23 protein-coding genes and 1 other annotated feature are annotated in these 25000 nt (G+C 54.3%); of the genes, 1 reads left to right on the plus strand and 22 read right to left on the minus strand.

The genetic code is table 11. The features are described from left to right. Nucleotides 1–87: 87 nt before the first annotated feature. The 3 genes from RB298_RS30115 to RB298_RS30125 form a co-directional block, all read right to left on the minus strand. Nucleotides 88–2802, minus strand: a complete 2715-nt coding sequence (locus RB298_RS30115; RefSeq protein WP_255250443.1) for a ComEC/Rec2 family competence protein — start codon at nt 2800–2802, stop codon at nt 88–90. Between the two features lie 115 nt (nt 2803–2917). After that, nucleotides 2918–3436, minus strand: a complete 519-nt coding sequence (locus RB298_RS30120) for a deoxycytidylate deaminase (RefSeq protein WP_009590851.1) — start codon at nt 3434–3436, stop codon at nt 2918–2920. A gap of 48 nt (nt 3437–3484) precedes the next feature. After that, nucleotides 3485–4147: a ComEA family DNA-binding protein gene (locus RB298_RS30125; protein ID WP_192569245.1), complete on the minus strand. Its 663-nt coding sequence runs from the start codon at nt 4145–4147 to the stop codon at nt 3485–3487. 171 nt (nt 4148–4318) lie between these two features. Between RB298_RS30125 and comER the strand changes: the two genes are divergently transcribed. Then, nucleotides 4319–5161, plus strand: a complete 843-nt coding sequence (gene comER / locus RB298_RS30130) for a late competence protein ComER (protein WP_096773025.1) — start codon at nt 4319–4321, stop codon at nt 5159–5161. On the opposite strand, the gene leuS is transcribed toward comER, so the two are convergent. The 19 genes from leuS to spoVAD all read right to left on the minus strand — a co-directional run bounded on the left by leuS (nt 5142) and on the right by spoVAD (nt 24998). Continuing rightward, a complete protein-coding gene (gene leuS, locus RB298_RS30135) occupies nt 5142–7583 on the minus strand; it encodes a leucine--tRNA ligase (RefSeq protein WP_096773024.1) in 2442 nt (813 codons plus the stop codon). The two genes, comER and leuS, sit on opposite strands and share 20 nt — an antisense overlap. An 89-nt stretch (nt 7584–7672) precedes the next feature. Then, nucleotides 7673–7933: a binding site (T-box leader), on the minus strand. 40 nt (nt 7934–7973) lie between these two features. Next, nucleotides 7974–8855: an AraC family transcriptional regulator gene (locus RB298_RS30140; protein WP_096773023.1), complete on the minus strand. Its 882-nt coding sequence runs from the start codon at nt 8853–8855 to the stop codon at nt 7974–7976. A gap of 84 nt (nt 8856–8939) precedes the next feature. Beyond that, nucleotides 8940–10013: a Gfo/Idh/MocA family protein gene (locus tag RB298_RS30145; RefSeq protein ID WP_096773022.1), complete on the minus strand. Its 1074-nt coding sequence runs from the start codon at nt 10011–10013 to the stop codon at nt 8940–8942. Between the two features lie 24 nt (nt 10014–10037). Then, on the minus strand, nt 10038–11207 hold the full coding sequence (locus tag RB298_RS30150) for a Gfo/Idh/MocA family protein (RefSeq protein ID WP_486050037.1): 1170 nt from the start codon (nt 11205–11207) through the stop codon (nt 10038–10040). Between the two features lie 25 nt (nt 11208–11232). Then, nucleotides 11233–12099 carry a sugar phosphate isomerase/epimerase family protein gene (locus RB298_RS30155; protein WP_096773021.1) on the minus strand — a complete coding sequence of 289 codons (867 nt, stop codon included), beginning with the start codon at nt 12097–12099 and terminating at the stop codon, nt 11233–11235. Nucleotides 12100–12533: 434 nt separating this feature from the next. Then, nucleotides 12534–13304, minus strand: a complete 771-nt coding sequence (locus RB298_RS30160; RefSeq protein ID WP_009589238.1) for a class I SAM-dependent DNA methyltransferase — start codon at nt 13302–13304, stop codon at nt 12534–12536. Nucleotides 13305–13345: 41 nt separating this feature from the next. Next, the gene (locus tag RB298_RS30165; RefSeq protein WP_486050040.1) at nt 13346–14248 is read right to left on the minus strand and encodes a CvfB family protein; all 903 of its coding nucleotides are present in this window, start codon (nt 14246–14248) and stop codon (nt 13346–13348) included. Next, complete coding sequence (rsfS, locus tag RB298_RS30170) at nt 14245–14592, minus strand: ribosome silencing factor (RefSeq protein WP_009592160.1); 348 nt, start codon at nt 14590–14592, stop codon at nt 14245–14247. Before rsfS ends, RB298_RS30165 begins: the two co-directional genes overlap by 4 nt. After that, nucleotides 14589–15167 carry a bis(5'-nucleosyl)-tetraphosphatase (symmetrical) YqeK gene (gene yqeK, locus RB298_RS30175; protein ID WP_015734160.1) on the minus strand — a complete coding sequence of 193 codons (579 nt, stop codon included), beginning with the start codon at nt 15165–15167 and terminating at the stop codon, nt 14589–14591. The genes rsfS and yqeK overlap by 4 nt, the downstream gene beginning before the upstream one ends. Next, nucleotides 15151–15741 (minus strand): nicotinate-nucleotide adenylyltransferase, encoded by a 591-nt coding sequence (gene nadD, locus RB298_RS30180; RefSeq protein WP_486050043.1) that lies wholly within the window; start codon nt 15739–15741, stop codon nt 15151–15153. The genes yqeK and nadD overlap by 17 nt, the downstream gene beginning before the upstream one ends. Nucleotides 15742–15805: 64 nt before the next feature. Continuing rightward, nucleotides 15806–16096: a ribosome assembly RNA-binding protein YhbY gene (gene yhbY, locus RB298_RS30185; protein WP_009592173.1), complete on the minus strand. Its 291-nt coding sequence runs from the start codon at nt 16094–16096 to the stop codon at nt 15806–15808. Nucleotides 16097–16196: 100 nt separating this feature from the next. Beyond that, nucleotides 16197–17063, minus strand: a complete 867-nt coding sequence (locus tag RB298_RS30190; protein WP_452519834.1) for a shikimate dehydrogenase — start codon at nt 17061–17063, stop codon at nt 16197–16199. 53 nt (nt 17064–17116) lie between these two features. Continuing rightward, a complete protein-coding gene (gene yqeH, locus RB298_RS30195) occupies nt 17117–18244 on the minus strand; it encodes a ribosome biogenesis GTPase YqeH (protein ID WP_119849350.1) in 1128 nt (375 codons plus the stop codon). Continuing rightward, nucleotides 18241–18771, minus strand: a complete 531-nt coding sequence (locus tag RB298_RS30200; RefSeq protein WP_015734156.1) for a YqeG family HAD IIIA-type phosphatase — start codon at nt 18769–18771, stop codon at nt 18241–18243. Before RB298_RS30200 ends, yqeH begins: the two co-directional genes overlap by 4 nt. A gap of 235 nt (nt 18772–19006) precedes the next feature. After that, nucleotides 19007–21247, minus strand: a complete 2241-nt coding sequence (locus RB298_RS30205) for a transglutaminase TgpA family protein (protein ID WP_486050046.1) — start codon at nt 21245–21247, stop codon at nt 19007–19009. Further along, nucleotides 21244–22491, minus strand: a complete 1248-nt coding sequence (locus RB298_RS30210; RefSeq protein ID WP_192569252.1) for a DUF58 domain-containing protein — start codon at nt 22489–22491, stop codon at nt 21244–21246. The genes RB298_RS30205 and RB298_RS30210 overlap by 4 nt, the downstream gene beginning before the upstream one ends. A gap of 2 nt (nt 22492–22493) precedes the next feature. Then, nucleotides 22494–23450 carry an AAA family ATPase gene (locus RB298_RS30215; protein ID WP_009592163.1) on the minus strand — a complete coding sequence of 319 codons (957 nt, stop codon included), beginning with the start codon at nt 23448–23450 and terminating at the stop codon, nt 22494–22496. A 179-nt stretch (nt 23451–23629) separates the two neighbouring features. Beyond that, nucleotides 23630–23980, minus strand: a complete 351-nt coding sequence (gene spoVAE / locus RB298_RS30220) for a stage V sporulation protein AE (protein WP_015734153.1) — start codon at nt 23978–23980, stop codon at nt 23630–23632. Between the two features lie 4 nt (nt 23981–23984). Further along, on the minus strand, nt 23985–24998 hold the full coding sequence (gene spoVAD, locus RB298_RS30225) for a stage V sporulation protein AD (protein ID WP_096773012.1): 1014 nt from the start codon (nt 24996–24998) through the stop codon (nt 23985–23987). Nucleotides 24999–25000 lie beyond the last annotated feature (2 nt).

Consider the following 25000-nt stretch of genomic DNA (forward strand, 5'->3'; position numbering starts at 1 on the left):
ATACCAAATATAAAGATTATAGTCATCCGCTGCATTTTCCTATAAAGATCATACTACGAAACCCGGTCCCAGGAACAGCGGGCGTCTTCATGGAATCTTCGTTCGCGTCTCAATATGCCCGTTCTTGATCCTCATCTGGATTTCGCCATGAAGATTGGTTTGATAGATGATGGATTGAAAACGTTCCAACCGGCCGACCACGTCCGGATGAGGGTGACCGTACATATTGTTGACGCCGGCAGAAATTACCGCAGCCGTCGGCTTCCATGCATTCAGCCATGGCGCGGATGTGGATGTCTTGCTTCCGTGATGGGCCACCTTCATGACGTCGATCCGGTCTTCGGCAGCAAGCCGTGAGGCTGCGTCATCTTGGGATTGCCCCTCCAGGTGCTGCAGTATTTTCCGTTCGGCTGCTTGATCCGTATCCCCCGTAAATAAGACGTGGCTCCCGTTCATCTGAAGGACAAATACTAGTGAAGCATGATTTTGCTCCTTAATCAACGGTAATGCTTTGATGACTTCTCCACTTTCTGGGAAAAGAGGGGATAAAAATCGGATCTCCGTGTGACCGTCAAGTTTCCATTCGGATTCCGCTCCTGCCCGATATACGGGAATGCGCTGTTCAACCGCGGATAACATCAGCTTCCGGAAGGAAGCGGATTCGGTCAAGGTCCCGTTAAACACGACGGATTTCACGGGGATTTCCTGCAAAACAGCCAGGAGTCCCCCTATGTGGTCCTGATCCCCGTGGGTCATGATGACGGCTTCAAGCTGGTGCACGCCCCGTTTTTTCAACAAAGGCACCACCACTTTCGCTCCTACCTCGTACGGAGCTTTCCTTTCCTTCCAGGCATCCTTCTCCTTGCGAAAATTCACCGTCCCGCCACCGTCAATGAGAACATGCTTGCCCGAAGGCGTTGTGACCAATATCGAATCTCCCTGTCCCACATCCAGGAATTGCACCAGTCCCGCCCCTTGCGTAGACGGCGACTGATAGCCGCTGTACAGCAGAACAATCAAAATCCCGGTCAGCAGGGCTATCGCAGCTCCCGGGGCATACCGTTCGATATGATGACTGGCACGAAGGAAGCCTCTCCATCGCAAAGCACCGGCCAATCGACCCACGATCGGCAGCGTGTCCACGCCGGACAAGTCTGCTCTACCACCCCATGGCGGGCGTCCGTCCAATGGCTCCGTATCATTCGAACCGTTCTGCCCGCCCTCGGGATTCTTGAATCTCTTGTTCAGGATGGACAGCAAAGCATACAGGACAACGAAATAACACAGTATCCAGGCTAACGACGGGGACGGCCACAATGTCATAAAAACCGAGGAACCATTCATCCATTCAACGATCCGGAACGTGATATGGTTTAACCATTCGGTCACGGCGGCCAGCCAGCCCGCCCCGCGCATCCATACCCATCCCATCAACAGAGACACCATGCCTAAAGGCAGAACGACCAGGCTAATGACCGGAACGAGGATCAGATTGGCGAAAACGGAAATAAGCGAGACCTGGTTGAAGTAATAGATGGTGAGCGGAAAGGAAATCAGCTGCGCCACGACCGTTATGCCGACGGTTCCCCCGAGCCAGCGGGGCAAGAATGCCAGCAGCGGCATCAGCTTGGGCACGAATATCATCAAACCCGCCGTCACGATGAAGGACAGCTGAAAGCTGACGTTCACGAGAAAATACGGATTCCACACCAACATAGCAAGCGCGGCCACGCTGAGGATATGCAGCCCATCCTTCAAAAGCCGCCGCCGCGCTGCATACAAACCGATCATTCCCATGATGCCCGCGCGCACGATGGAAGGACTCGCCCCGGTCAGCAGGACATATACGGGAATCAGCCACATCACCACAGTCAGCGAGGCCTCCCTCGTCATTCGAAGGGTTGTGCATACGAATAGCAGGCATCCTACAACCACGGCCACATGCATGCCCGATATCGCAAGAATATGAGTCAATCCCAAACGCGAGAACTCCATGAATGTATCGGGATCCAAGTCATCCTGATTGCCAATGACGAGTCCCTTCATATACCCCGCATGGATGCCGCCGTACAATTGATCCAGCTTGCTTCCAAGCTTGTCGCGAAGGGCATCATTCCATCTGAGAACATGGCTTAATTTCCAGCTGTCTGGCGGTTCGATCACCGCTTGGTCCGAGCCCTTCACTTTGACGATCCAATGAATCTTCTGAGTACGCAAATACTGAAGGTAATCAAACCCGCCAAAATTTCGGGCCACTCCAGGCCTCTGCATTTCCCCGCTCAGCTGTATGCGGTCCCCGCGCTGCCATTGGTTCACAATCTCCAGCTCCGTTTTATTCAGCAGTTTTACTTGGACCATAACGATATCGTCTGTATTCAGCATCATGCTGTCATTCGGATCGGCTTGTTTTTGCACAACCGGGTGATTGGATTGAATCAGATCAGCCCGCTGCAAGGTTACCTGGAAATCAGCCCGGTCGCCATCCACCTCGACAGGAGAAGAAATCACCCCGAACGCAGTAACAGGAATGGGTTCAGTCGACTCTTCCGCTGCAAGGACCGACTCGAAATCACTTACATTCGCCGCATCATGCCATTCCCAGTACGAGCCCGATACGCACAATGAGAATAGCATGCAGATCGTAAACAGGCGCCCTGCGCCCACCCACTGGCATACAGCTAATAATAGAAGAATTAGCCCGACCGCAATCACGGCGAGCTTCCATCCGTCATATAGGCATGCAGCACCGCTGCCGATCACCCATAACACGGTAAACACAAGTAATGGCCTTCGTTTCATCATTGAATGTATCCCCTTCTTGACGAAATAAAAAAAGAACCCTTGCCTGCAAATCGCAGTCAAAGGTTCTTCCTCCATAACTTTCTATTCCTATCATTCGCAATCGTCAATGCATGATTTATTCCGCTACCGTCATCAAAGTTTCGCGCGGCGGCTCGTATGCTTCAAGCTGCCGAAACGAAATCCCCTTCTGTTCCATCATGCGGGACACCTTGCCGGAGTCCTTGGGATAAGGACGATGGAACACAACCTCGACAATGCCGCTGTTGGCAAGCATGTTCGCACAGGTCCAGCAAGGCTCGTCTGTCACGTACACCGTACTGCCCTCCCTGTCGATCCGGTCCGTGAACAGCAGCAGATTCTGCTCGGCATGAATCGTGCGGATGCAGCGCTGCTTCTTCACCATGCTTTCCTTGCCGTCCTGCACGACCAATTCATAATCCTCCGCGATCATACAACCTGCTTCCGAGCAATCCGGCACCCCCATCGGCGCGCCGTTATAAGCCGTCCCGAGCAGCTTCTTGCCCTGCACCAGCACCGCTCCCACATGACGCCGAGGGCATTGAGAACGGGTAGATACCATAAAGGCAATATCCATGAAATAAGTATCCCAATCTTTACGTTGATCTGCACTCATCATCTGTCACCTGTTCCTTGTCAATATCTCCTTTATTGTAGCACATAGCTAAAGTCCTACGTAAGGCTTCATCTTCTCCAGCATTTTGGGCCCGATGCCCTTTACGTTCATCAAGTCGGCCTGAGTTCGAAACGGGCCGAACTGATTCCGGTAATCGATAATCGCCTTGGCCTTGGCCTCGCCAATGCCGGGCAGCTCCATCAGCGTGGCTGCATCCGCCGTATTCACATTGATCAATCCGGACGGATCCGGAATGGACGGCGGCAGCGCTGGAGGTTCATTGGCAGAGACCGGTTGACCGACAGCCTCCGGCGGGGATGAAGCCGGCGAAACGGCTGCCTGATCAGAAGCTGAAGATGGTGAGGCTTCCGCTCCTTGGCCGTTCCCGGCCGCAGCAGCCGAGTCCAGACTTGGCACCGGTTCCTTCGCGTTCGTAGCGGGCTCGCCTTGTCCACCCTGAGCGGTCTTTGCAGCATCAGCAGAATCCCTTCGAGCGTCAGCAGGTGCTGCAGCCCCTCCCGCATCCTTATCCCGGGAATCGGAAGCAAGCGCCTTCGCACCGGCGCTCTCCTCCATGGTCATGACTTGCTCCAGCTGTTCGTTTAACGGCTGCCAGCCCTCGATTCCCTGTTCCGTACCGCCGGCAAACAAGATGAGTCCGCAGCCCGCAAGCGTTGCGGCAAGACTCCAACCTAAAGATATCCGTTTCATCCAAGACCTCTCCTTAACTTCAAAGTTCAATTCGTACAAACTCTGGAATAATCTTCGGCTTCCCCACCGGAATCGCATGAAAAACCGTCATGAATCGGCATCTTCCCCGCATACATTAGACGTAAGGACGGTACATTTCTGCCGTAAAGCGCGAAAGGAGGGAACATACACATGAAGGTCGGTTTTATCGGTACGGGCAGCATGGGTAGTCTGTTGATCGATGCCTTCATTCAATCGGGCGCACTCCTGCCTGAGCAGATTCGGGTCAGCAACCGAAGCCCAGAAAAGCCGCTGCAGCTGGCAAAACGTCATCCCGGTCTGACGGTATGCAGCTGTAACACGGAGACGGCTTCTCAAAGCGACCTGCTATTTTTATGTATCAAGCCGTTGGAATTCAAAGCGGTCATCGGCGAAATCAAGGATCGGCTCGAAGCCCGGCAAATCGCCATATCCATCACAAGTCCGGTCCAACTGATCCATCTGGAATCATCGCTGCCCTGCAAGGTAGCGAAAATCATACCGAGCATCACTAACATCACCGGAGGCGGAGCATCGTTATGCATGTATGGTTCCCGAATAAAAGAAGAAGACAGGCAGCTTATAGAAAGCCTCCTGTCTTATATCAGCAGGCCGCTCAATATACTGGAATCGCACACGCGAATCACTTCCGATTTCTCCAGCTGCGGGCCTGCTTTTTTAAGTTTATTCATGGAAAAATGGATCGACGCTGCCGTTGAAATGACCGGAATCGACCGCAGGTCCCTCAATGCACTAGCCGGCGAAATGCTGCTTGGCACCGGCAAGCTGCTAACGGAGGAGGGCTTCTCCCCCGAAGAGCTGCAAAAGCGGGTGGCGGTTCCCGGAGGCATCACGGCCCAGGCTCTGGCACTGCTGGAATCGAACCTGAACGGGTTGTTCTACCAATTGATCCAAACCACACACGACAAGTATGAGGAGGATTTGGCCAAACTGGATGCTGCCTTCGGTTTTACGATTAACCGGCCACGATATTGACCAGTTTACCCGGTACGGCAATGATTTTGCGAATACTCTTGCCTTCCAGCGCCTGCTTGACATTTGGAAGGGAGAGGCTATGTTGTTGCATGGCTTCTTGGTCCATGTCTTTCGCGATTTTGGCGCGTTCCACGATTTTGCCGTTGACTTGCACCACGATCTCGACTTCTGCCTCTACGGTCCAAGCCTCGTCAAACTCAGGCCATGGCACGTAAGTTACGCTCTCCGTGTAGCCTAAACGGCTCCACAGCTCTTCAGCCAGGTGAGGGGCAAGCGGGGAAAGCAGTTGGACGAAGTTCTCCATCGCCTTGCGAGGAAGCACTTCGCTCTTGTACCCCTCGTTGATGAATATCATCAACTGGCTGATCGCTGTGTTAAAGCGCAGATGCTCAAAGTCGTCGGTCACTTTCTTAATCGTTTTGTGCAGCGTGCGTTTGAATTCGTCCGTACCCTCGCCATCCACGATTTTAGGATTCAATTGACCGTCGTCTCCGATGAACAGACGCCATACGCGGGAAAGGAAGCGGTGCGTTCCTTCAACGCCGTTGGTGTTCCATGGCTTCGTCGCTTCCAGCGGCCCCATGAACATTTCGTATACGCGCAGCGTGTCAGCGCCATACTCGTTCACGATATCGTCCGGATTGATGACGTTGCCGCGGGATTTACTCATTTTCTCATTGTTGTTCCCCAGGATCATGCCCTGATTGACCAGCTTCTGGAAAGGCTCCTTCGTATCGACGACGCCCAGGTCATACAATACTTTGTGCCAGAAGCGCGCATACAGCAAGTGCAGCACAGCATGCTCCACGCCGCCGATGTACAGGTCAACCGGCAGCCATTCCTTCTGTTTCTCCTTGGAGCACAGTTCGTTATGGTTATCCGGATCGATGTAACGCAGGTAGTACCAGCAGCTGCCGGCCCATTGCGGCATCGTATTGGTTTCGCGGCGGGCTTTCATGCCCGTTTCGGGATCAACCGTCTCCACCCACTCCGTCACGTTGGCCAGCGGCGATTCGCCGGTTCCGGACGGTTTAATCTGGTCTACATCCGGCAGAAGCAATGGAAGCTGATCTTCCGGCACGGTCTTCATCGTTCCGTCTTCCAGATGCAGAATCGGAATCGGCTCGCCCCAATAGCGTTGACGGCTGAACAGCCAGTCGCGCAGACGGTAGGTTACCTTCTTCTTGCCCTTGCCCTCTTTCTCCAGCCATTCATTCATCGCCTGAATAGCCTCTTCATTATCCAGCCCGTTCAGGAAGCCGGAATTCACGTGCGCGCCGGTGCCGGTATATGCTTCCTCCTCGACGTTTCCGCCTTGAACGACTTCAATGATCGGAAGACCGAATTGCTTCGCAAACTCCCAGTCCCGGCTGTCATGTCCCGGAACCGCCATAATGGCACCGGTGCCGTAGCCGGCAAGCACGTAATCCGCGATCCAGATCGGTACCTTGGCGCCGTTTACCGGATTGACGGCATACGCGCCCGTGAATACGCCGGTTTTATCCTTGGCCAGATCCGTCCGCTCCAGGTCGCTTTTACGTGCTGCCTGATCCTGATAAGCCTTCACCGCTTCGCGCTGATCGGCTGTCGCAATTTTGTCCACGAGGTCATGCTCCGGTGCCAGGACGCAGTAGCTTGCCCCGAACAGCGTATCCGGACGAGTGGTGAACACCTCCAGATGACCATCATACCCTTCGATGTCAAAACGGACCTCGGCGCCCGTGGATTTGCCGATCCAGTTGCGCTGCATATCCTTCAAGCTTTCGCTCCAGTCCAGCTCGTCCAGATCCTCCAGCAGGCGATCCGCATATTCGGTAATGCGCAGGATCCATTGGCGCATCGGCTTGCGTACGACCGGATGGCCTCCGCGTTCGCTCTTGCCGTCGATGACCTCCTCGTTCGCCAGCACGGTGCCGAGCGCTTCGCACCAGTTCACCGGAACCTCGGCCACATAGGCCAAGCCGCGTTTGTAGAGCTGGATAAAGATCCACTGCGTCCATTTGTAATATTCCGGATCGGTGGTGCTGATCTCGCGGTCCCAGTCATACGAGAACCCGAGGGATTTGATCTGGCGGCGGAACGTATCGATATTCTGCACGGTGAACTCCCGAGGATGTTTGCCCGTGTCCATCGCATACTGCTCTGCCGGCAGGCCGAAGGCGTCCCATCCCATCGGATGAAGCACGTTGTATCCGCGCATCCGCTTGTAGCGGGACACGATGTCCGTTGCCGTGTATCCCTCCGGGTGACCTACGTGCAGGCCTGCGCCCGATGGGTACGGAAACATATCCAGCGCGTAAAATTTCGGTTTGGACGAGGAATCTTCCGTTTTAAAGGTTTTGTTCTCATCCCAGTATTGCTGCCACTTCGGTTCGATGGCCTGCGGCTGGTAGCCGTGGCCGGTTGGTTGATTGTCCGTCATACTTCATTGCTCCTCCTTCACAGTCGAGAGGCAAGGCCTGCGCCATTGCCCAAAAAAACAAAAAAACCTCATCATCCATAGCGTTGATCGCTAGGGACGAGAGGTTTGATTCCCGTGGTACCACCCTAGTTAGCCAAAGGCATGCTTTGCCTTTCGCTCCCTTTGCATCCTTATCGCGGATAAGACGACGATGCTTCGTCGGCCGATTCTGCCGGAATACAGCCCTCCGACGGCCGGGTTAACACCATTGCTCCGAGGCGAGTTCATCCCTATCGTCAACCGGTTTTCACCAGACACCGGCTCTCTGCATGATCGAAATTGGAACGATTGATCCTCATCATCGCGTTCATATTACCGTTTTAATGTGGCTATTATACCCAAAAAGCGCGGTCAAGTCAACGAAAGCTCTTCTCCGCTTCTGCGGTAATGTTCCGGCGTGGTCCCGACCATGGCCTTGAACATCCGGCTGAAATGGGCCAAATGCTTGAAACCGGACGCCTGGCTGATCTCCGTTATGCTCAGATGGGGGTGGAGCCTAAGCATGATTTTGGCCTGGTTGATCCGCCGGTGATACACATATTTGAACACCGTCGTTCCGGTCACTTCCTTGAATAAGGAGGATAAGTAGTGTTTCGTGATATGCATGTCGCGGGCGATTCCCTCCAGCGTCAAATCCAGCATATAATTTTCCTCGACAAACGAGACGACATGCTGGACATGCCGCTCCTTCTCCGAGATCGAGTCGTGATCCTGCACGGCGGCCTGGCACCAATCGGCGATGACGTACATCATCTCCTGGATTCGAAGGGTCATCCGCTCCTGGCGAAAGCCGGCCGTGGAGGACGACAGGCGGTGTATATCGGCCAGCATCCCTTCGAATTCTTCCCGGTTCTCCCCCGTCAGCGTCATGCGATGATTCCGCAGCGTTTCGAAGGGGTCCAGCAATATCGATTTGGCCGTCTCCGAAAGCCCCCTGCAGACCCAGGCCGGATCAAAATGCAAAATGCTCCTGACATATCTGGAATCGGGTTCAACGTTCGGACAGTGCAGCGTAAGCCCGTTCATCAGGAGCAGATCCCCCGGTTTCAGGGTGAACACGGAATCGCCGATCAAATACGTGCAGCGTCCCTCATGGAAATAATAAATTTCATAAAAAGCATGCGAGTGAAACCGCCCTCCCGACAGCGGCTGTTCATTGTAGTAGGTCAGATCGAACGGCGCTTGAAGCTGCATGCGGTCAAAGCCTGGCATCATATCGACAGATGAGGTCATTTAGAGAATCGCCCCTTTAGCGATTTTGGAGTCGTCTAACCCCCAACCCTCAACGTAACGGGGTTTTCTCTATTATAAATGATTTTAGGGAATACGCACGGCTTCATTTTGGGCAATCACGCACAATTCTCCGGCCTTGAAGGCATGCTCCTGGGACATGGCATGTTCCGTGCGTTCCAGGCAGTCCAGGATAAGCTCCCCGAAAAACGGATAGCCCACTTTCCCCTGGAGTTCCATATGAAACTCTCCTTCACCGTTAACCAAGTACAGATGATCCCCCTGCGGATGCCTTGCGATATCGATGTATTTGCGAAGCTCGATGTATCCTTCCGTTCCCAGAATAAAGGTTCTGCCATCTCCCCAAGTGCCAAGTCCTCCGGGCGTCAGCCAATCGACGCGGAAATAATTGGTGGCTCCATTGTCTCCCACCAGCGTTGCATCTCCGAAATCCTCCAGCTCGGGGTATTCCGGATTCGCATAATTGCCCACCTTGCTGCTGAGCACCTTGGCATCGCGGCATCCCGCATAAAACAAAAATTGTTCGATCTGGTGGGAGCCGATGTCACACAGGATGCCCCCGTACTGTTGATGACGGAAAAACCAGTCCGGGCGGGAGGACGCATTCAAACGGTGCGGTCCGGTTCCCATCACTTGCACCACTCGCCCGATCGCCCCGTCCTGAATCAGCTTCCCGGCATGGACGGCACTCTCCACATGCAGCCGTTCACTGTAATAGACCATGTATTTCTTGCCCGTCTCCGCGGCTTTCGCGCGTGCAGCGTTCACCTGCTCCAGCGTGGTGAACGGCGTTTTATCCGTGAAATAATCCTTACCGTGCGACATGACCTTCAGGCCAAGCTCGCATCTCTCCGAAGGAATGGCGGCAGCCGCCACCAGATGAACTTCGGTATCTTCCAGCACCTGGGCCTCGGAGGAAGCCACGGCAACCTCCGGGTATGCCTTGCAAAAAGCAGCAACCTTGGCGGGGTCTGAGTCATACACCCACTTCAGCGTCGCCCCGGCCTCAATCAAGCCGTTGCACATGCCGTATATATGGCCATGCTCCAGCGACATGGCTGCAAAAATAAATTCTCCGGGCTTGCACACCGGCTGGGCCTTGCCCACCGGCGCATAGAGCATTCCATTGCTGCGGTCCATACCAAGAGCCTCCCCGATTGTAATTTAATAAGCGCCAAACGTCTTGCTCATATCCACCGGCCCGATCTCCTTGACCGTTTTCCGGGTGGACGAATTCGCTATCCGTTCTTGCAGCATCTCGTAATACAGATCTTCGTCCAACGGCAGGTCGACCCAATTGTCGGTCCAGGTGGACAAATGCATGGCATTGGACAGGGTCAATCCGTGGATTCCCTCTTCGCCCGGCGCAATCAATGGCGTTCCGTGCAAAATGGCGTCCGCAAAGTTCTGGATGATGCCGTTATGCTGCGGATTGTCCCCCGAAATCGGCACCTCGCATTTCCAGCATTCCGGTTCGCCGAAGCCCCCGGTATACTGCTGATTGAACTCCGGTTCAGGCACCCGGAGACGCCAGAAGGTAAGCTTGCCGTCCTCGATGACGATTTTACCGCGGTCTCCCGTCACTTCATACCGATTCGTGCCCGGCGCTTCCCCCGTTGTCGTAATGAAGACGGCCGTGGCGCCGTTCTCGTATTCCGCATAAGCCGTCACATCGTCTTCCACTTCAATGTTCCGGTACTTGCCGAACGAACAAAATGCGCGGATTCTTTTCGGCATCATGCCGGTTGTCCACTGCCACAGATCCAGCTGGTGCGGAGATTGGTTAATCAGGACGCCTCCGCCTTCTCCCGCCCAAGTCGCGCGCCATCCGCCTGAATCGTAATAACTCTGTGAGCGGTACCAATTCGTGACGATCCAATTCATTCGCCGCACTTCGCCGAGCTCGCCGGCCGCGATGAGCTCTCTAAGCTTTTTATACAGCGGATTGCAGCGCTGATTGTACATGATCGAGAACACTTTGCCGCTGGCTTCGGCCGCGCGGTTCATTTCCCGCACCTGCTTCGTATACACGCCCGCCGGCTTCTCAATCAGGACGTGGAGTCCTTTGTTCAGGCACGCGATGGCCACTTGAGGATGGGCATAATGGGGCGTTGCGATAATCACCGCATCGATCTCTCCCGAAGAGATCATAGCGTCCGTGTCACTCCAAATTTTCACGTCCGAAGGGAGCGTAGCCCTCGCTTCTTCCTGCTTGGCCGGGTTGAGGTCGCATATGGCGATAAGCCGCGCCCCCGCAATCCGCCCAGCGGCAAGCGATTTGGCATGCGAAAAACCCATCCCCAGTCCGATAACCCCTACTCTTACCTGTTCCATATCTATCGCCTCCTTCATAAGTGTCCTATACGCTTTGTTTATGGTCTGCCCACATGTTCATCTGCTCGGCAAAACGAAGCAGCATCTCCCTGGATTCAAACGTCCCGCTAAAATCCTCGATTCCGTAGTAACCTTCATAGCCGACCGACTGCAAATCCTGTATGACCTGCTTCCATGGGACGGCCCCTTGGTCAAGCGAGACCCATTCTCCGGACCAGGATGCCGAGCTTCCATCCTTCGAAGGCGTTTTTCGATATCCCCCGTTCTTCACATGGACATGAGCCAGGTAGGGACCGAGAAGCTCCAAGCCCATCCGGTAGTTCTCGTAACCTTCATGGACCATGTTGCCCGGATCATACAGCACGCCGATATGCTGCGGATTGAAGTGGGATACGAGCCGGTGCGTCAGTCCGGCGCTCGGAGTGATCGTAAGATGATGGGTTTCCACCACGGCTTTAACCCCGTAAGCGGCAGCGAGATCCTGCACCTCATGGAGGTAACGGACCGCCTGGTCGTACAGCTCGTTGTAATTGCGCGTTCGGTCATATCCCGGAATCCCAACGCGAATGAAAGAGGCTCCGACCAGCTTGGCCGCTTGCATGACCTTCTCCGTCGCTTCCACGTCGCCGCAGGTCAGATAAGGAACGACCGCAAGACTGCGCCGGCCATGCTTGTCGGCTGCTTGCTTAAATCTGAGCCAATCTTCCTGCGTGCCGTTTGGATCAATGGAGCAGCGGTTATGCCGCCAGAAGGAAGGCTTCTCTCCGGCAGCCTCTTCCGGAATCTCCTTGAAGCGCCACTCGATCCCTTCGATACCGGCATCCGCCGCCGCTTGGGCCAATTCCTCCGGCAGTAAATCAGGGGTGGCGACCGTAAATACGGACAGTTTCATAATCATTCATCCTCTCTCGACCAAATTTATTAGCTTATGCATCATTTGACCAACGTTGAACTCATATGATGTCATTCAGTGCGTTCCGGATGGTTAAAAGCCTCCCGAAAGATAGCGTTCTCATATCTGATGATCCTATCTATCCCCCATCGTAGCACAGTACCGAAAGCAAACCCATATCCCTTCCCATGAACCTTAACCACAGTCAAATAAAGCCGAAAAGAAATGTCTTTGAATATAATGCAGCTCCCGTTGATACAAGCACAGTGTCCATCGACGTGTTTCCCTTGAGAACAGACCGCGATGAGCCGTCGCATCCATAGCGATTTTCGAAGAGGCCCGGACTCGAAGTTTAGGCACTCTTATATAACCAAAAAAGGCACCTCCTCCGTCCTGAATAGACGAAGAAGCGTGCCTTCTCATAGGGTATTCGTTTATTTTACGGCAACGTAGAACAGCCTGGATGCATCCTGACCCGCTTCCGTCCACTCAAAATCGGCATAGCATTTCACGTCCCGGAATCCGGCCTTAATCAGCTCAACCTTCATCCATTCCGGGTCGTATCCCCGCTGGACATGCGTTTCTTCAAAGCGGCGGTAGATCGTTCGGTCTTGGTCATCCCGTGCAAAAATGGAGAGATGGTGTTCAATCTCCATCCTGCGTTCGTCCAGGTCGCATGTCCATATATAGGACACTTCCCGTTCATCCAGAACAAATGGCTGCTCTTCGTCGTATCGCAGCAGCGTATTGGGGTGATGCACGTCAAACAGGAACGTGCCGCCTTCCTTGAGACCGTTGTAGGTCCTTGCAAAAGCGGAGCGGATGTCCTTCTCCTCCAGCAGGTAGTTCACACAATCACAAAATGAAATGACGGAATCCACCTGCTCGGGCAGCTCCCAGGAACGCATGTCCTGCTGCACCCAGCGGACGCTCCCTTCCCGGAACAAGCGATGTCCCTGAGGCGTGCCCTCCAGCTTGCGCCTTGCAACCGACAGCATATCCGCTGACAGGTCAATCCCCGTTACTTCAAAACCGGAGTTGACGAGCGGTATGGTGATGCTGCCTGTCCCGCATCCGAGCTCGACGACGCTTTTTGGCATTCCGTGCTTCTCCCAGGCGGTTCTCGCAAAGCGGATCCAGTCCGGGTACGGCATGTCTTCCATGAGTTGATCATATACGTAAGCAAACTTGCGGTAAGACAACATGATGACACCACTTTCTTAGAAGCTTCCCCTGCGTTGCCGGGTTATTCGTTTGAACCGGAGTTCTCCTCTTTTTTGACCATATACGTCCAGCTGTCCTTCTGCGTAACCTGGCCTTCCTTCATCAGCTTGCCAAGGGCGCGTTTAAAGGCGGATTTGCTGATGCCGAAACGCTGCTTGATGATGTCGGGCGGCGTTTCATCCGAATACGGCATCGCATGGCCGGGACGCTCCTTCAGAAAAGCCAGCAGCCGGTCTGCATCATCGGTCCGTCCGATCTCTTTTTGCGGAACCATGGACAGATTGACCCTGCCATCCTCCCGGATATGGCTGACCCGAACCTTTACCTCTTCGCCAAGACGCAGCATCCGCGTCCGTTCCGAGGAATGGATCATGCCGATCGCGCCGAAGCCGACCACGCCGCCGTCGATGATGACAAACGTGCCCATCTGGAGCGGTTTATACACCAGGGCAGTAAACCATTGGCCTTTCCACGAATCCGGCGCATGGAACGCAAGCGGAGCTAGCTCTTGTTCCCCGGCGAGTTTCGCTCGCAGCCGGCCTTGCTTATCATGCTCCATGATCACAAACACGTGGTCTCCCACTTGCGGGTGAAGCTCCCGCAGCTCCGGCAATTCCCGGATCGGAAGCAGCAGCTGCCTGCCAAGTCCCATCTCAAGGAAACAGCCGAGGCGCGGATGGACGTCGGCCACTTCAAGCTTCGCCGTTTCGCCCAGCGTTAGGTACGGCTTCTTCATCGTTGCAGCCAGGCGGTCTTCCGTATCGAAGAATATAAAGACTTCTATCGTATCCCCCGGCTCGATTTTACCCGTAAGCTCCGAATAGTGAAGAAGCACATCCCGATCTCCGCCATCCAGAAAATAACCGTAAGGGGACACTTCCCTGGATACAACGAGTTTCGTTAATGTGCCGGCAATCAGACTCATACGTTCTCCACCACTTTGGCATCCGACCACAGACGCTCGATGTTGTAGTATTCCCGCTCATCGCGGTGAAAAATATGAACGATCACGTCGCCAAGGTCCATCAGCACCCAACGGGCAGCATCCATTCCTTCCAGTCCGCGCAATGCCACGCCCTCGTCATGAGCCCGTTTGCGGACCTCGGTTGCGATCGCTTGAACCTGGGTATCCGAGTTACCGTGGCAAATGACAAAATAGTCGGCGATCAGGGAAATCCCTCTGAGATCCAGGACCACGATATCCATCGCTTTTTTATCTTCAGCGGCAGCTACTGCCACATTTAACAATTCATTCGGTTTCAACGTCATGAATTCGCCTCCAATTGCTTAATTAGATCGTTGCGGGCAAGCACCGTCAACGGAAAAATGATTTGTCTGCGCGAGAGCAGATATCCAATCGTCGAATCAAAACCGGCTGCAAGCGCCTCTTCAAGGCTATGGTTGGCCAGTTCGCGAATATTATTCACGCCGGGGAAATCCCGCCCCGGTTCCATATAATCCGCCAGGCAGACCACCTTGTCAAGGAGCGTCATGCCGATGCGCCCCGACGTATGGTACCGAATGGCGTCAAGCACTTCGGCATCCGTTACGCCATATTCGTGTTCCGCTACGAATGCCCCGACTTCAGCATGCCAAAGCTGTTTGTCATAATGGAGCAGCTCGTCGGAGAGCTTATGCTCCACCATCATCTGATGAAGCTTCTGCACGGGCCAGTATTTAGCCACGTCATGCAGGATGGCGGCCAAGTCCGCCTTAACCGGGTCGGCTCCGAACCTGCCGGCAAGGATGACCGCGGTTTCCATGACGCCTTTGGTATGCTCCCAGCGCTTGGCCGGCATCTGGGAGGATACGGCTTCTATGAGCTCATCACGGCTGTAGTCCATAAATACCGCTCCTAACAATATAATCGTATACTCGGTCCGGCACCATATAACGGATGGACGAACCTGATGCCGCCCGGCTCCGAATGATGGTGGAGGAGATTTCGATCAGCGGCATCTCGGCCGTGACAACCGCCTTTTGCAGAAAATCAGGCAGATCATCCACCGATAGTTCGGTTCCGGGACGGTTAAGCCCGATAAAAGTCAGCATTTCCGCCAGTTCGCCGATCCGGTTCCACTTGGGAAGATACGCAACCATATCCGCACCGATAATGAAGTAGAAGTCATGCTCGGGGTACGCATCGCGCAGCTCTCTGACCGTATCTACCGTGTAGGAGACGCCGCCGCGTTTCACTTCCCAATCCAACGTGCGAAAAGACGAATGACCGGCTATGGCTTCAGCGGTCATCTCCAGCCTCATCAGGCCCGTTACGCCGGCATCTTCCTTATGCGGCGGGATGTGGCTTGGCATAAACCACACCTCTTCCAGATCGTAAGCGTCCCGCGCGCATTCGGCTGCGAGCATATGCCCGATATGAATGGGATCGAAGGTTCCTCCCATTATCCCCACCTTCATCCGGGTTCACCTCCCCTAATTAGAGAGTTATTAATATCCGCTAAGCTGGAGCCGTCCGGTCCCCCTACGGCAGTTCGATGGTTTTGTGGTCTTTCGATTCTTTATAAAGCACGATCGTTTTGCCGATGACCTGCACCAGCTCGGCTCCGGCTCCTTCAGCAAGCTCCTGGGCGATTTCGCGCGGGTCTTCAAGACAGTTGTTGAGCACGGATACCTTCATGAGTTCCCGCTTCTCGATCGCCTCGGAAATGTGACGGATCAGATGCTCGTTGCTGCCTCCCTTGCCTACCTGGAACAGCGGATCCAGATGATGGGCGAGCGAGCGTAAATGTCGTTTTTGCTTTCCTGTTAACATGCTTGGTCATTACTCCTTAAACATTCAATTATTAAAACCTGGCGCTTGTCGAAAGCTATATTGTAGCTTTTGCATAAGCATTAATCAATAAACAAAGATATTAAGACTCCGAGTGGAAGCTGGTCAGAACGGCTTCCTTCATGGCCTGCACGGGTGCCGTCAGACCCGTCCAATATTCGAATGCATAGGCACCTTGATTAATGAACATTCCAAGCCCGCCGTGTATGGTGCATCGCCGAAGCTCCCCTTGCCGCAGCAGCTCGGTCTTCAACGGATTGTAGATCAAATCGCTGACAACGGTCCCTTCACGTATGGACTCCGACGGAATGGGAAGCTCCGAAACCCGGGGAAACATGCCCACCGAGGTCGTGTTAATGATTACATCGGCATCCGACAACGCCTCTCCGGCCTGTTCCTCTCCGTACCCTCTCAAGTCCGCAAGCGAGCCCCACTCCTCGGCAAGCGCCAATGCTTTGGCGGACGTCCGATTTACAATGGATATCTTCTCGGGCCCTTCGCCGATGAGGGCATAGATGATGCCTCTTGCGGCTCCGCCCGCACCAATGACAACGATGCGCTTTCCCTTCAGGTCGGGACAGGCTTCATCCTTTAATGAACGAACATATCCGATGCCGTCCGTATTGTAACCCGTCAATTTGCCGTTGTCATTGACGATGGTGTTCACGGCACCGATGCGCTGCGCCCCTTCATCGACGACGTCCAAATACTTCATGACTTCCACCTTGTGCGGGATCGTTACGTTCACCCCTCGAAATCCCAGTGCTTTGACGGCCTGGATGGCGTCGCCCAGGCCATGCGGACGAATATGAAGGGGGACGTACGCTCCTGACAAACCTAGGGCGTTGATCGCCGCATCATGCATGGCCGGCGATTTCGAGTGGCCGATCGGATCCCCCATTACGCCAAGGAGCAAATAATCACGCTCGTTCATTGGATTCACTTTCATTTCTCCTCTGCCTCTCCCATGATAGCCGGACGGTTACCATTGGGATATATCACTTATATCAGGGATGGACGCGACAAGACTTTGATACCTTTAGGTACATGAACCGCTACAAGCGCTCCCTGCTCACCGTTGATCTTGATCCAGCCGAGTCCCGAGATAAACACGTCTTGGCGCGCACCCTTAGGAATACGAATTTCGTGTCTCGTCCATTCCGGAAGCTCTTCAAGCCGTTCCTTGGTCGGCGGGGACAGCAGCTCCCCGGCATGCTCCGCAAATAGCGAATCCGCCCGTTCCAGCTTGGTCCGATGAATGCCGAGCCGGCCGCTGATGAAGCAAGTAAAGGATTGATGTTCCCCTTGCAGAAAATCAAAGCGGCCGAAACCTCCGAAGAAGAGGGTCTGCCCTTCGTTCAGCTGATATACCATCGGCTTCAGCGGATTCTCCGGCATGACCGTCCCCAAATCCTCACGGCTCACGAGCTCGCTGTAGCGCCATGGGTACACAATGCCGGGCGTATCAATAATATACCGGCCGTCATCCAGCGGAATATTGACCATATCGAGCGTCGTTCCGGGATAACGGGAAACAGTCAGCTCCTGGTCCAGATCGCTGTAGTCGCGGATCAGGCGATTGATCAAGCTGGATTTCCCCACGTTCGTGGCGCCGACTACATAGACATCCCGGTCGCCCCTGTAATGCGCAACCGTCTCCAGCAGCCGCTCAAAGCCTTGGTTCTTCTTCGCGCTGCAGAGCACGATGTCTTCCGTTCTCAGACCATGCTCCTTGCACTGCTTCTGCACCCAATTCAGAACCTTGTTCCAATTGGTCACCTTCGGCAGAAGATCGGTTTTGTTAACCGCCAGAATCACCGGATTGTTGCCGACAAACCGCTGCAGACCTGAAATCAGGCTTCCTTCAAAATCGAAAAGATCCACGATGTGAATGACCAGCGCATTCTTGCCGCCGATCTGTCCGAGCAGCCGTAAAAATTCATCCTGGTCTACGGCGACCGAAGAAGCCTCGTTGTAATTCTTGATACGGAAACAGCGCTGGCAAATCACCGGGTCGCGGTCCCAAGCCTTCTCCGGCAAATAGCCCGGCTTGTCCTGCGCAGCGCTCTGAAGCTGTATGCCGCAGCCGCTGCACTTCTTGATGTCATCTCCGCCTGTAGGCAACGTCATGATTTCGGTTCCTCCTCCATCCATAATCCTTTTTTGCGCAAACGGGTCAAGGCGATGCGTTCCACCCGACGATTGACGAGGCGGGTAAACCATCCTTCATCGTTGATGGCGATGGGCATAACCAGAACCGTATACAAGCCGAGCCGATTCCCGCCGTATACGTCGGTCAGCATCTGGTCGCCGACAACAACCGTTTTCTCCGGAGTGAGCTCCATCATGTTCATCGCTTTGCGAAACGGAGTATTGCTTGGCTTGCGGGCTTCATGCACATACTGGATGTCCAGCGGCGTCGCGAATTTAGATACGCGCTCGAGCTGATTATTCGAGACGATGATGAGCTGGAAACCGATCTCCTTCACTCTTTTGAACCAAACGACCAATTCCGGCGTGGCAAGCGGCGCCTTGGCCCCAACAAGGGTATTGTCCAAATCGGTAATGATTCCACGATACCCCTGCTCATATAATTCCTCCAGGTTAATATCAAAAACCGTGTTGACACGGAGCTTTGGGATTAACATTTCAAACAAATTCGTCACCTCAATTTCATACGAAAAACTATACCATATTCCGGTTCCTTAGTAAAAATAATCACGGCCGGCGCCTTCCTTTTTTCCGGATTGCAATCTTTACCAGCAAAAGACCACCCGGCAGCCGTCGAAGCGGACCGGGCGGTCTTGAAATGACCGATATCAGAACGTATTCATATCAAGCTATCCTGATATCGCAAGAACAACCACTTGTGACGCGGTCTGTCTTCTTGGATTACGTTGATAGACGTTTGTCCGGCACAATGCGGACCTTCTTGATGGACTTCTTCAGCTTCTCGGCATCCTGTTGGACCGAGCGCCACTGCTCTTCCTTCACTTCCGCAGGGCTGTAACGGGCAGCCTCGAACTGCTGCAGCAGCGGTCTCAGCTCTGCTTCCAGTTCAGGATGCGCAAATGCCCAGCGGCGAACCGATTCACGGAGCGTTTCATGTTCTTGCCTTACCAACCCCTTGCGCTGCACGGAACGGATCCAGCGTTCCGTCTCGGCAATCACCTTATCCGCTGCCGTCAGCGGCTTGCCTGCCCGAATCCGTGCCCCGGCGAAGCGCAGGCTGATGCGCATTCTCCACATGATATACAGAATCCACAGCACGATGACAACCACCGCAGCCGTTACTATGACTTTAACCCATCCGGATGATGGATTATCAGAAGTCGGGGCAGGAGCTGCCTCGTCCTCGGCCTTCTCTTCCTCTTCGACTTCCTCCTCGATGACGGGCTCAGCCTCGGTGTCTGCCGTCAGAATCGGCATGCTGAATCCCGGAGTCGCTTCGATCGGAACCCAGCCGTACTCGCCGAAGTATACTTCAACCCAGGAATGGGCGTCAGCGTTCGTAACGGTATAGTTATCAGGCTCGATCGAGGTTTGACCGTCGACCGGAACGTATTCCGTAGCCGTCATCCTGCCGGGGGCGTAGCCCTTGACCCAGCGAGCAGGGATATCCAGCGACCGAGTCATCATCACCATGGACGTGGAGAAGTAATCGCAATACCCTTCCATGATTTCGAACAAAAAGGCATCTACGAAATCGTCGCTTTTTTTGAGCGAAAGGTCGGGGGTGTTGGTATAGGTATAGTTGCTCGTTAAATATTGTTGCAAAAGCATAACCTTCTCATACGGCGTGTCTCCGTCCGCCGTAATTTCTTCGGCCAGATCCGATACGCGGTCCGGGAAATTTCTCGGCATCTGGACGTAGGCTTCGTCGAACGAGCCGGAATACAGCTCATCATAAGTTCTGGCGCTCAGCTCATCGATCGGGATGACGGGAACTTCCGACGTTAAGGTATAACTCTTCGGATAGTCCGCATCGCGAACGTCGTCCAAATGCATCTCCGCGCCTTCGGTCACCCAGCTGAGCCGGTCCGGATCGATGTCCTCATCCAGGCTTTCCAGCTGACGAACGCTGTAGGCCCCGAACAAGACCGGATACACCGTGTCGCTCAGCATCGTTACCGATTGTTCCAGCTTTTTGGTAGGTACGGATGTGCCGGCTTCTCCCGGCAAGGAGTCGCCGATGTCGACTCCCGTCCCGGATCGACCGCTGCTGGCTCCGTCAGCCCAGCCCGTGCCCGAGTACACGGCTCTGGTTTCGCCGCGCCAATAGCTGCGTTCTTCCGAGGTGATCGACATCACCGGCGAATAATCAAAATTAAAACCGCCGCCAAGATCGTTATCCTCTCTTCCGTAACCGGACATGCTTTCGGACGCCGACTCGATAAGGGTTCCGGTCCCCGATGTGCCGACGCCGGATAACGGTACCCCGTTCCACTCTCTCCATGCCGTATAAGGATCGGTCAGTGTCGGCTTCACGTGGGGCATGTTCACGCCGGCCACGATAATCAATGAGAAAATGACCAGAATATTGGCGATAATCTTAAACGGATACTTCGACAGATTGACCCATCCTTGAGGAAAGCGTCTGCGGAACCGGTTGAAGTGGCTGGATACGAGCCAGCCCATTCCGGCCCCGACGACCCAAGCAATCTCGTCCCACAGCACGATTTTCGTGAAGGAATCCAAAATGGCAAAACTAATGACGTGGATCCCGACTACAAGAAGGACGCGTCCCTTGGTTTTGGCCCAGCGGGCAAGAAAGAGGAACATGGCCCAAGCAGCGATAGCAAACCATAAATAAGGAAAGAGATACAGGAGTTCTTCGGTCAGGAAACTTTCCGCTCCGAAGACAGGAACCGGATTGCCGGAAGTTTTCAGCAAACTGTATACGCAATACAGGATCAATAGAAACTGGAGAACCACTCGGTAACCCTGCTTGATCGGCAGCAGCGCTTCGGTAACCGCCGTAATCGTTAGAGCCGCGATAACGATGGCGGTCGTTTCCGACAGCCATATCGTTTCCGTGAAGGATACCCACTGCATCCCCATGATCCAGATCCACAGCATCGTTAACGTGCTGAAGAAGGTCGTCGATAGTTTGTCCAGCCATAACTTCATCATGCACCACCTCCAAGCGCAGCCGGAAGCTCATCGAGGGAAGCAACCGAATAACTTGAGATCCCCCGGGATTGCAGGAGCGAAATCGATTCATCGCGTTTTGCTGTTTCTTTGGAAGGAGCGATTTGCAAGAAGCAAGGGTTCATCCCTCTGGTCTCCACCCAGCGCATGATCTCAGAAGCCTCTTTGCCGCTCATCGGGCTGATCAGCAGGAACAAGGCTCCTTTGGGAAAATGGCGATAGGATTTCTCAAGGGACGCAATCAGCTTGCTCTTCCGGTTATAATCCACGTCAACCAAATGCTGAATCATGCGCATCCGTTCCCCGGCGTGATCGGCCGGAGCGAACATTTGGGTTTCCTGGGCAGCCGTGAACAGCCCCGTCCCCGCATGCTCCTTGGCCCCGTATTCGATCAGCGAAGCGGCTGCCGATACGGCAAGCTCGAATTGCTGGGCATTGTCGTATCCGTCGGCGGCGCAATCCAGAACGATCATCGTTCTGGGGAAGGACTCATGCTCGAATTCCTTCGATTTCCACGAGCCGGTCTTCGCCGTTGCATTCCAGTGAATCCGGGAGATCCGGTCGCCATATACATAATCGCGGACGCCGTTAATTTGCGTGGTTTCCCGTCTTGAAGCCGACACCGTGGTTTGCGTCCCGCCCAATCTGGAGTTCCTAATGTTCCGCTGCCACTTTGGAATATAAATGGTTCTCGGCAGAACGCGGAAATCCGTTTGAACCTCGATGCGTCCCTTATGCTCCATCAATCCGAAGATATCTTCGCTTATGCATTCCGTCTTGGAAAAAACATATCGCCCGCGTTCGAGCGGAGGCGTCTGGAATACAAGTTTGCCTGCCCCCCGGAGGTTCGGAATGACGCTGTCTTCAAAGGACCAGGAGTCTCCGTTATGCCTCTGCAGCACTTCGCGCACGATCATATAGGGCATCGGCAGCAGCCCCGGGACATGGACCTCGAGCTTAACGCGCACCTGCTCGCCGGCATGAAGCTGTTCTCCACCGCGCTCCGTTCCCCCAAGGACGACCCGGTGCGCTTTGACGCGATTGACCCCGCCAAAACCCGCGCCGATCAGATAGACCGTCAGGAGGCTGACCATGGAGAAGAGCATGAGCGAGGTTTTCCCTCCCTGGAATAAAACATACAAAAGACATAGGCACCATACCGCCAATACCGCTGCCAGTCTGGACGGCTGCATGCCATTCAAAAATAACGAAACCGCGCGGCGCATGCCTATCTCCCCATCTGAACAGGCACTTTAACCTGACGGAGTATAAACTCAAGCACCGACTCCGGACTCGCATTGTCGAGCCTGGCTTCCGGACGCAGCATGATCCGGTGCGAAAGTACGTAGGGAGCAAGCGTCTTCACGTCATCTGGCAGAACGTAATCCCGCTCTTGCAGGAAGGCATAGGCTTTAACCGCATTCATGAAGGACAGGGTGGCCCGTGGACTTGCGCCGAGCATAACGGAAGGGTGCTCACGGGTCGAACGGGTGATATTCAGCAGGTAATCGGCAACGGGCTCGCCGATGAATACCTCGCGAATCTCGCGCTGAATGGATGAAATCTTATCCATATGCGTCACAGGCTGAAGCTTGTCCGACAGCTGCCCGTCGCGCGAACGGTACATCAGCTGCTTCTCCGTAGCGGCATCAGGGTAACCCAGGCTCAGCTTCAGCATGAACCGGTCCAGCTGCGCTTCCGGAAGCATATAGGTGCCTTCAAAATCAATCGGGTTCTGGGTCGCGCACAGCATGAAAGGATGCGGGAGTTCGTGGGTAGCCCCGTCCACCGTTACGCTGCGCTCCTCCATCACTTCCAGCAGGGCCGACTGCGTTTTGGTTGTGGCCCGGTTGATTTCGTCCGCCAGCAAAATATTGGTCATGACCGGACCTGGTCGGAAGTAAAACATCTCGTCTCGAGGGTGGAAAACGGAAACGCCTGTTATATCACTCGGGAGGATATCCGGGTTGCATTGAATGCGGCGGTAATCCCCCTGCATGGATTTCGCTAGTGCTTTGATCAGTTGGGTCTTTCCCGTGCCGGGCACATCTTCGATCAGTACATGTCCGCCAGCGAGCAGCGCCGTAAGGAGCAATTGGATCTCAAATTCTTTGCCTAGCAGGCACGACTCCAGATTGGTTCGTACCGAGGTAATGATTTTCATGGATTCTTGGCTTACGGGCATGTATGACTAACCTCCTGTAAGGGAATAAATACTTAATTTAGTACTATTGTACATGATCGAAGTCCCGGAGTACATTCGTAGAGATATTTTGGTTGTTCTCCTTCTTACAGGCCCATTAGGCAGAAAAAAAAGACCCCGGCATAAAGCCGAGATCTTTTGCTTCTGGATGTTCAAGGGTGTTATCCCTTCGGACGAACGAACAGCGCTGCCAGGAAGGAGAAAATGATCGCCGAGGATATCCCCGCGCTGGTTACTTCGAATATCCCCGTCACGACCCCGATCCAGCCGTCCCTCCCCAGCTCCGTCAACGCGCCGTGCACAAGCGAGTTGCCAAAACTCGTGATCGGCACGGAGGCTCCCGCTCCCGCGAATTTCACCAGCGGCTCGTACAATCCGAAGCCGTCCGCGATGGCCCCTGCAACCACCAGCGTACTCATCGTATGCGCCGGCGTCAGTTTAATAACGTCCATCATAATTTGCCCAATGACGCAAATCAATCCGCCAATAATAAACGCCCATAAAAACTGCATCTTGTTATCCTCCCATCTCTAAGGCTACGGCGTGAGCGATACACGGAATGCTCTCACCCTGCTGGTAAGAAAGGGGCGACAGCAAGGCACCGGTAGCAACGACCAGCACCTTTTTCAATTCGCCTTTGCGCATCCGTTTCAAAATATGGCCGTAGGTGACAACCGCCGAGCAGCCGCAGCCGCTGCCCCCTGCGTTGACGTATTTCTGTTTTTCCATGTCGTAGATCATTAAGCCGCAATCGGCAAATACCGTGCCGTCCATGATGACATCGTTCTGCTGCAGGAGGTCTTTCGCAATGGGAAGTCCGACCGAGGCCAGATCGCCCGTCACGATCAGATCATAATCCTTCGCCTGCCGGCCCGTGTCCTTAAAGTGCTTCGTGATCGTGTCGGCCGCCGCCGGAGCCATCGCCGCCCCCATGTTGAACGGATCTTTGATGCCCAGATCGACCACCTTGCCGATGGTGGCATACGTCACGGCAGGTCCGTCTCCCTTGTCCGAAACGACGGAGCAGCCTGCTCCCGTGATCGTATATTGCGCATAAGGCGGTTTCTGCGATCCGTATTCCGTCGGATACCGGAACTGCTTCTCGACGGTACAGTTATGGCTGGCCGTACCAGCCATGACATACTGGGCTCCGCCCGAATCGACAAGCATGGAGGCGACCGCAAGGCTCTCCATCGATGTGGAGCAAGCACCGAACACGCCGATATACGGCACGCCCATCTGTCTGGCGGCAAACGAACTGCTGATGATCTGGTTCATCAAGTCCCCGCCCACGAAAAACTGCAGCTGGTCTTCCTTGATGCCCGCCTTTTCGACGGCTTTTCTCGACGCGTCCTCCAGCAGCTTCCGTTCCGCCTTTTCCCATGTTTTTTCGTTGATCTCAATATTGTCGTAGACAAAGTCGAAATCGTTGGCCAGCGGACCTTCCCCTTCTTCAGGGCCAACGATCGTCCCCGTGCTGATAATGACGGGTTTGTTCTCGAACTGCCATGTTTGACCGATCACCTTCATGA

Source organism: Priestia sp. BR_2 (assembly GCF_041954005.1).
Lineage (GTDB): Bacteria > Bacillota > Bacilli > Paenibacillales > Paenibacillaceae > Paenibacillus_AQ > Paenibacillus_AQ lautus_A.

What these genes read in the sequence shown, in the direction of transcription:
- RB298_RS30115 (WP_255250443.1), bottom strand. Translation starts at nt 2,802, where the DNA reads ATGATGAAACGAAGGCCATTACTTGTGTTTACCGTGTTATGGGTGATC.
- RB298_RS30120 (WP_009590851.1), bottom strand. Translation starts at nt 3,436, where the DNA reads ATGAGTGCAGATCAACGTAAAGATTGGGATACTTATTTCATGGATATT.
- RB298_RS30125 (WP_192569245.1), bottom strand. Translation starts at nt 4,147, where the DNA reads ATGAAACGGATATCTTTAGGTTGGAGTCTTGCCGCAACGCTTGCGGGC.
- comER (WP_096773025.1), top strand. Translation starts at nt 4,319, where the DNA reads ATGAAGGTCGGTTTTATCGGTACGGGCAGCATGGGTAGTCTGTTGATC.
- leuS (WP_096773024.1), bottom strand. Translation starts at nt 7,583, where the DNA reads ATGACGGACAATCAACCAACCGGCCACGGCTACCAGCCGCAGGCCATC.
- RB298_RS30140 (WP_096773023.1), bottom strand. Translation starts at nt 8,855, where the DNA reads ATGACCTCATCTGTCGATATGATGCCAGGCTTTGACCGCATGCAGCTT.
- RB298_RS30145 (WP_096773022.1), bottom strand. Translation starts at nt 10,013, where the DNA reads ATGGACCGCAGCAATGGAATGCTCTATGCGCCGGTGGGCAAGGCCCAG.
- RB298_RS30150 (WP_486050037.1), bottom strand. Translation starts at nt 11,207, where the DNA reads ATGGAACAGGTAAGAGTAGGGGTTATCGGACTGGGGATGGGTTTTTCG.
- RB298_RS30155 (WP_096773021.1), bottom strand. Translation starts at nt 12,099, where the DNA reads ATGAAACTGTCCGTATTTACGGTCGCCACCCCTGATTTACTGCCGGAG.
- RB298_RS30160 (WP_009589238.1), bottom strand. Translation starts at nt 13,304, where the DNA reads ATGTTGTCTTACCGCAAGTTTGCTTACGTATATGATCAACTCATGGAA.
- RB298_RS30165 (WP_486050040.1), bottom strand. Translation starts at nt 14,248, where the DNA reads ATGAGTCTGATTGCCGGCACATTAACGAAACTCGTTGTATCCAGGGAA.
- rsfS (WP_009592160.1), bottom strand. Translation starts at nt 14,592, where the DNA reads ATGACGTTGAAACCGAATGAATTGTTAAATGTGGCAGTAGCTGCCGCT.
- yqeK (WP_015734160.1), bottom strand. Translation starts at nt 15,167, where the DNA reads ATGGACTACAGCCGTGATGAGCTCATAGAAGCCGTATCCTCCCAGATG.
- nadD (WP_486050043.1), bottom strand. Translation starts at nt 15,741, where the DNA reads ATGAAGGTGGGGATAATGGGAGGAACCTTCGATCCCATTCATATCGGG.
- yhbY (WP_009592173.1), bottom strand. Translation starts at nt 16,096, where the DNA reads ATGTTAACAGGAAAGCAAAAACGACATTTACGCTCGCTCGCCCATCAT.
- RB298_RS30190 (WP_452519834.1), bottom strand. Translation starts at nt 17,063, where the DNA reads ATGAAAGTGAATCCAATGAACGAGCGTGATTATTTGCTCCTTGGCGTA.
- yqeH (WP_119849350.1), bottom strand. Translation starts at nt 18,244, where the DNA reads ATGACGTTGCCTACAGGCGGAGATGACATCAAGAAGTGCAGCGGCTGC.
- RB298_RS30205 (WP_486050046.1), bottom strand. Translation starts at nt 21,247, where the DNA reads ATGATGAAGTTATGGCTGGACAAACTATCGACGACCTTCTTCAGCACG.
- RB298_RS30210 (WP_192569252.1), bottom strand. Translation starts at nt 22,491, where the DNA reads ATGCGCCGCGCGGTTTCGTTATTTTTGAATGGCATGCAGCCGTCCAGA.
- RB298_RS30215 (WP_009592163.1), bottom strand. Translation starts at nt 23,450, where the DNA reads ATGCCCGTAAGCCAAGAATCCATGAAAATCATTACCTCGGTACGAACC.
- spoVAE (WP_015734153.1), bottom strand. Translation starts at nt 23,980, where the DNA reads ATGCAGTTTTTATGGGCGTTTATTATTGGCGGATTGATTTGCGTCATT.
- spoVAD (WP_096773012.1), bottom strand. Translation starts at nt 24,998, where the DNA reads ATGAAGGTGATCGGTCAAACATGGCAGTTCGAGAACAAACCCGTCATT.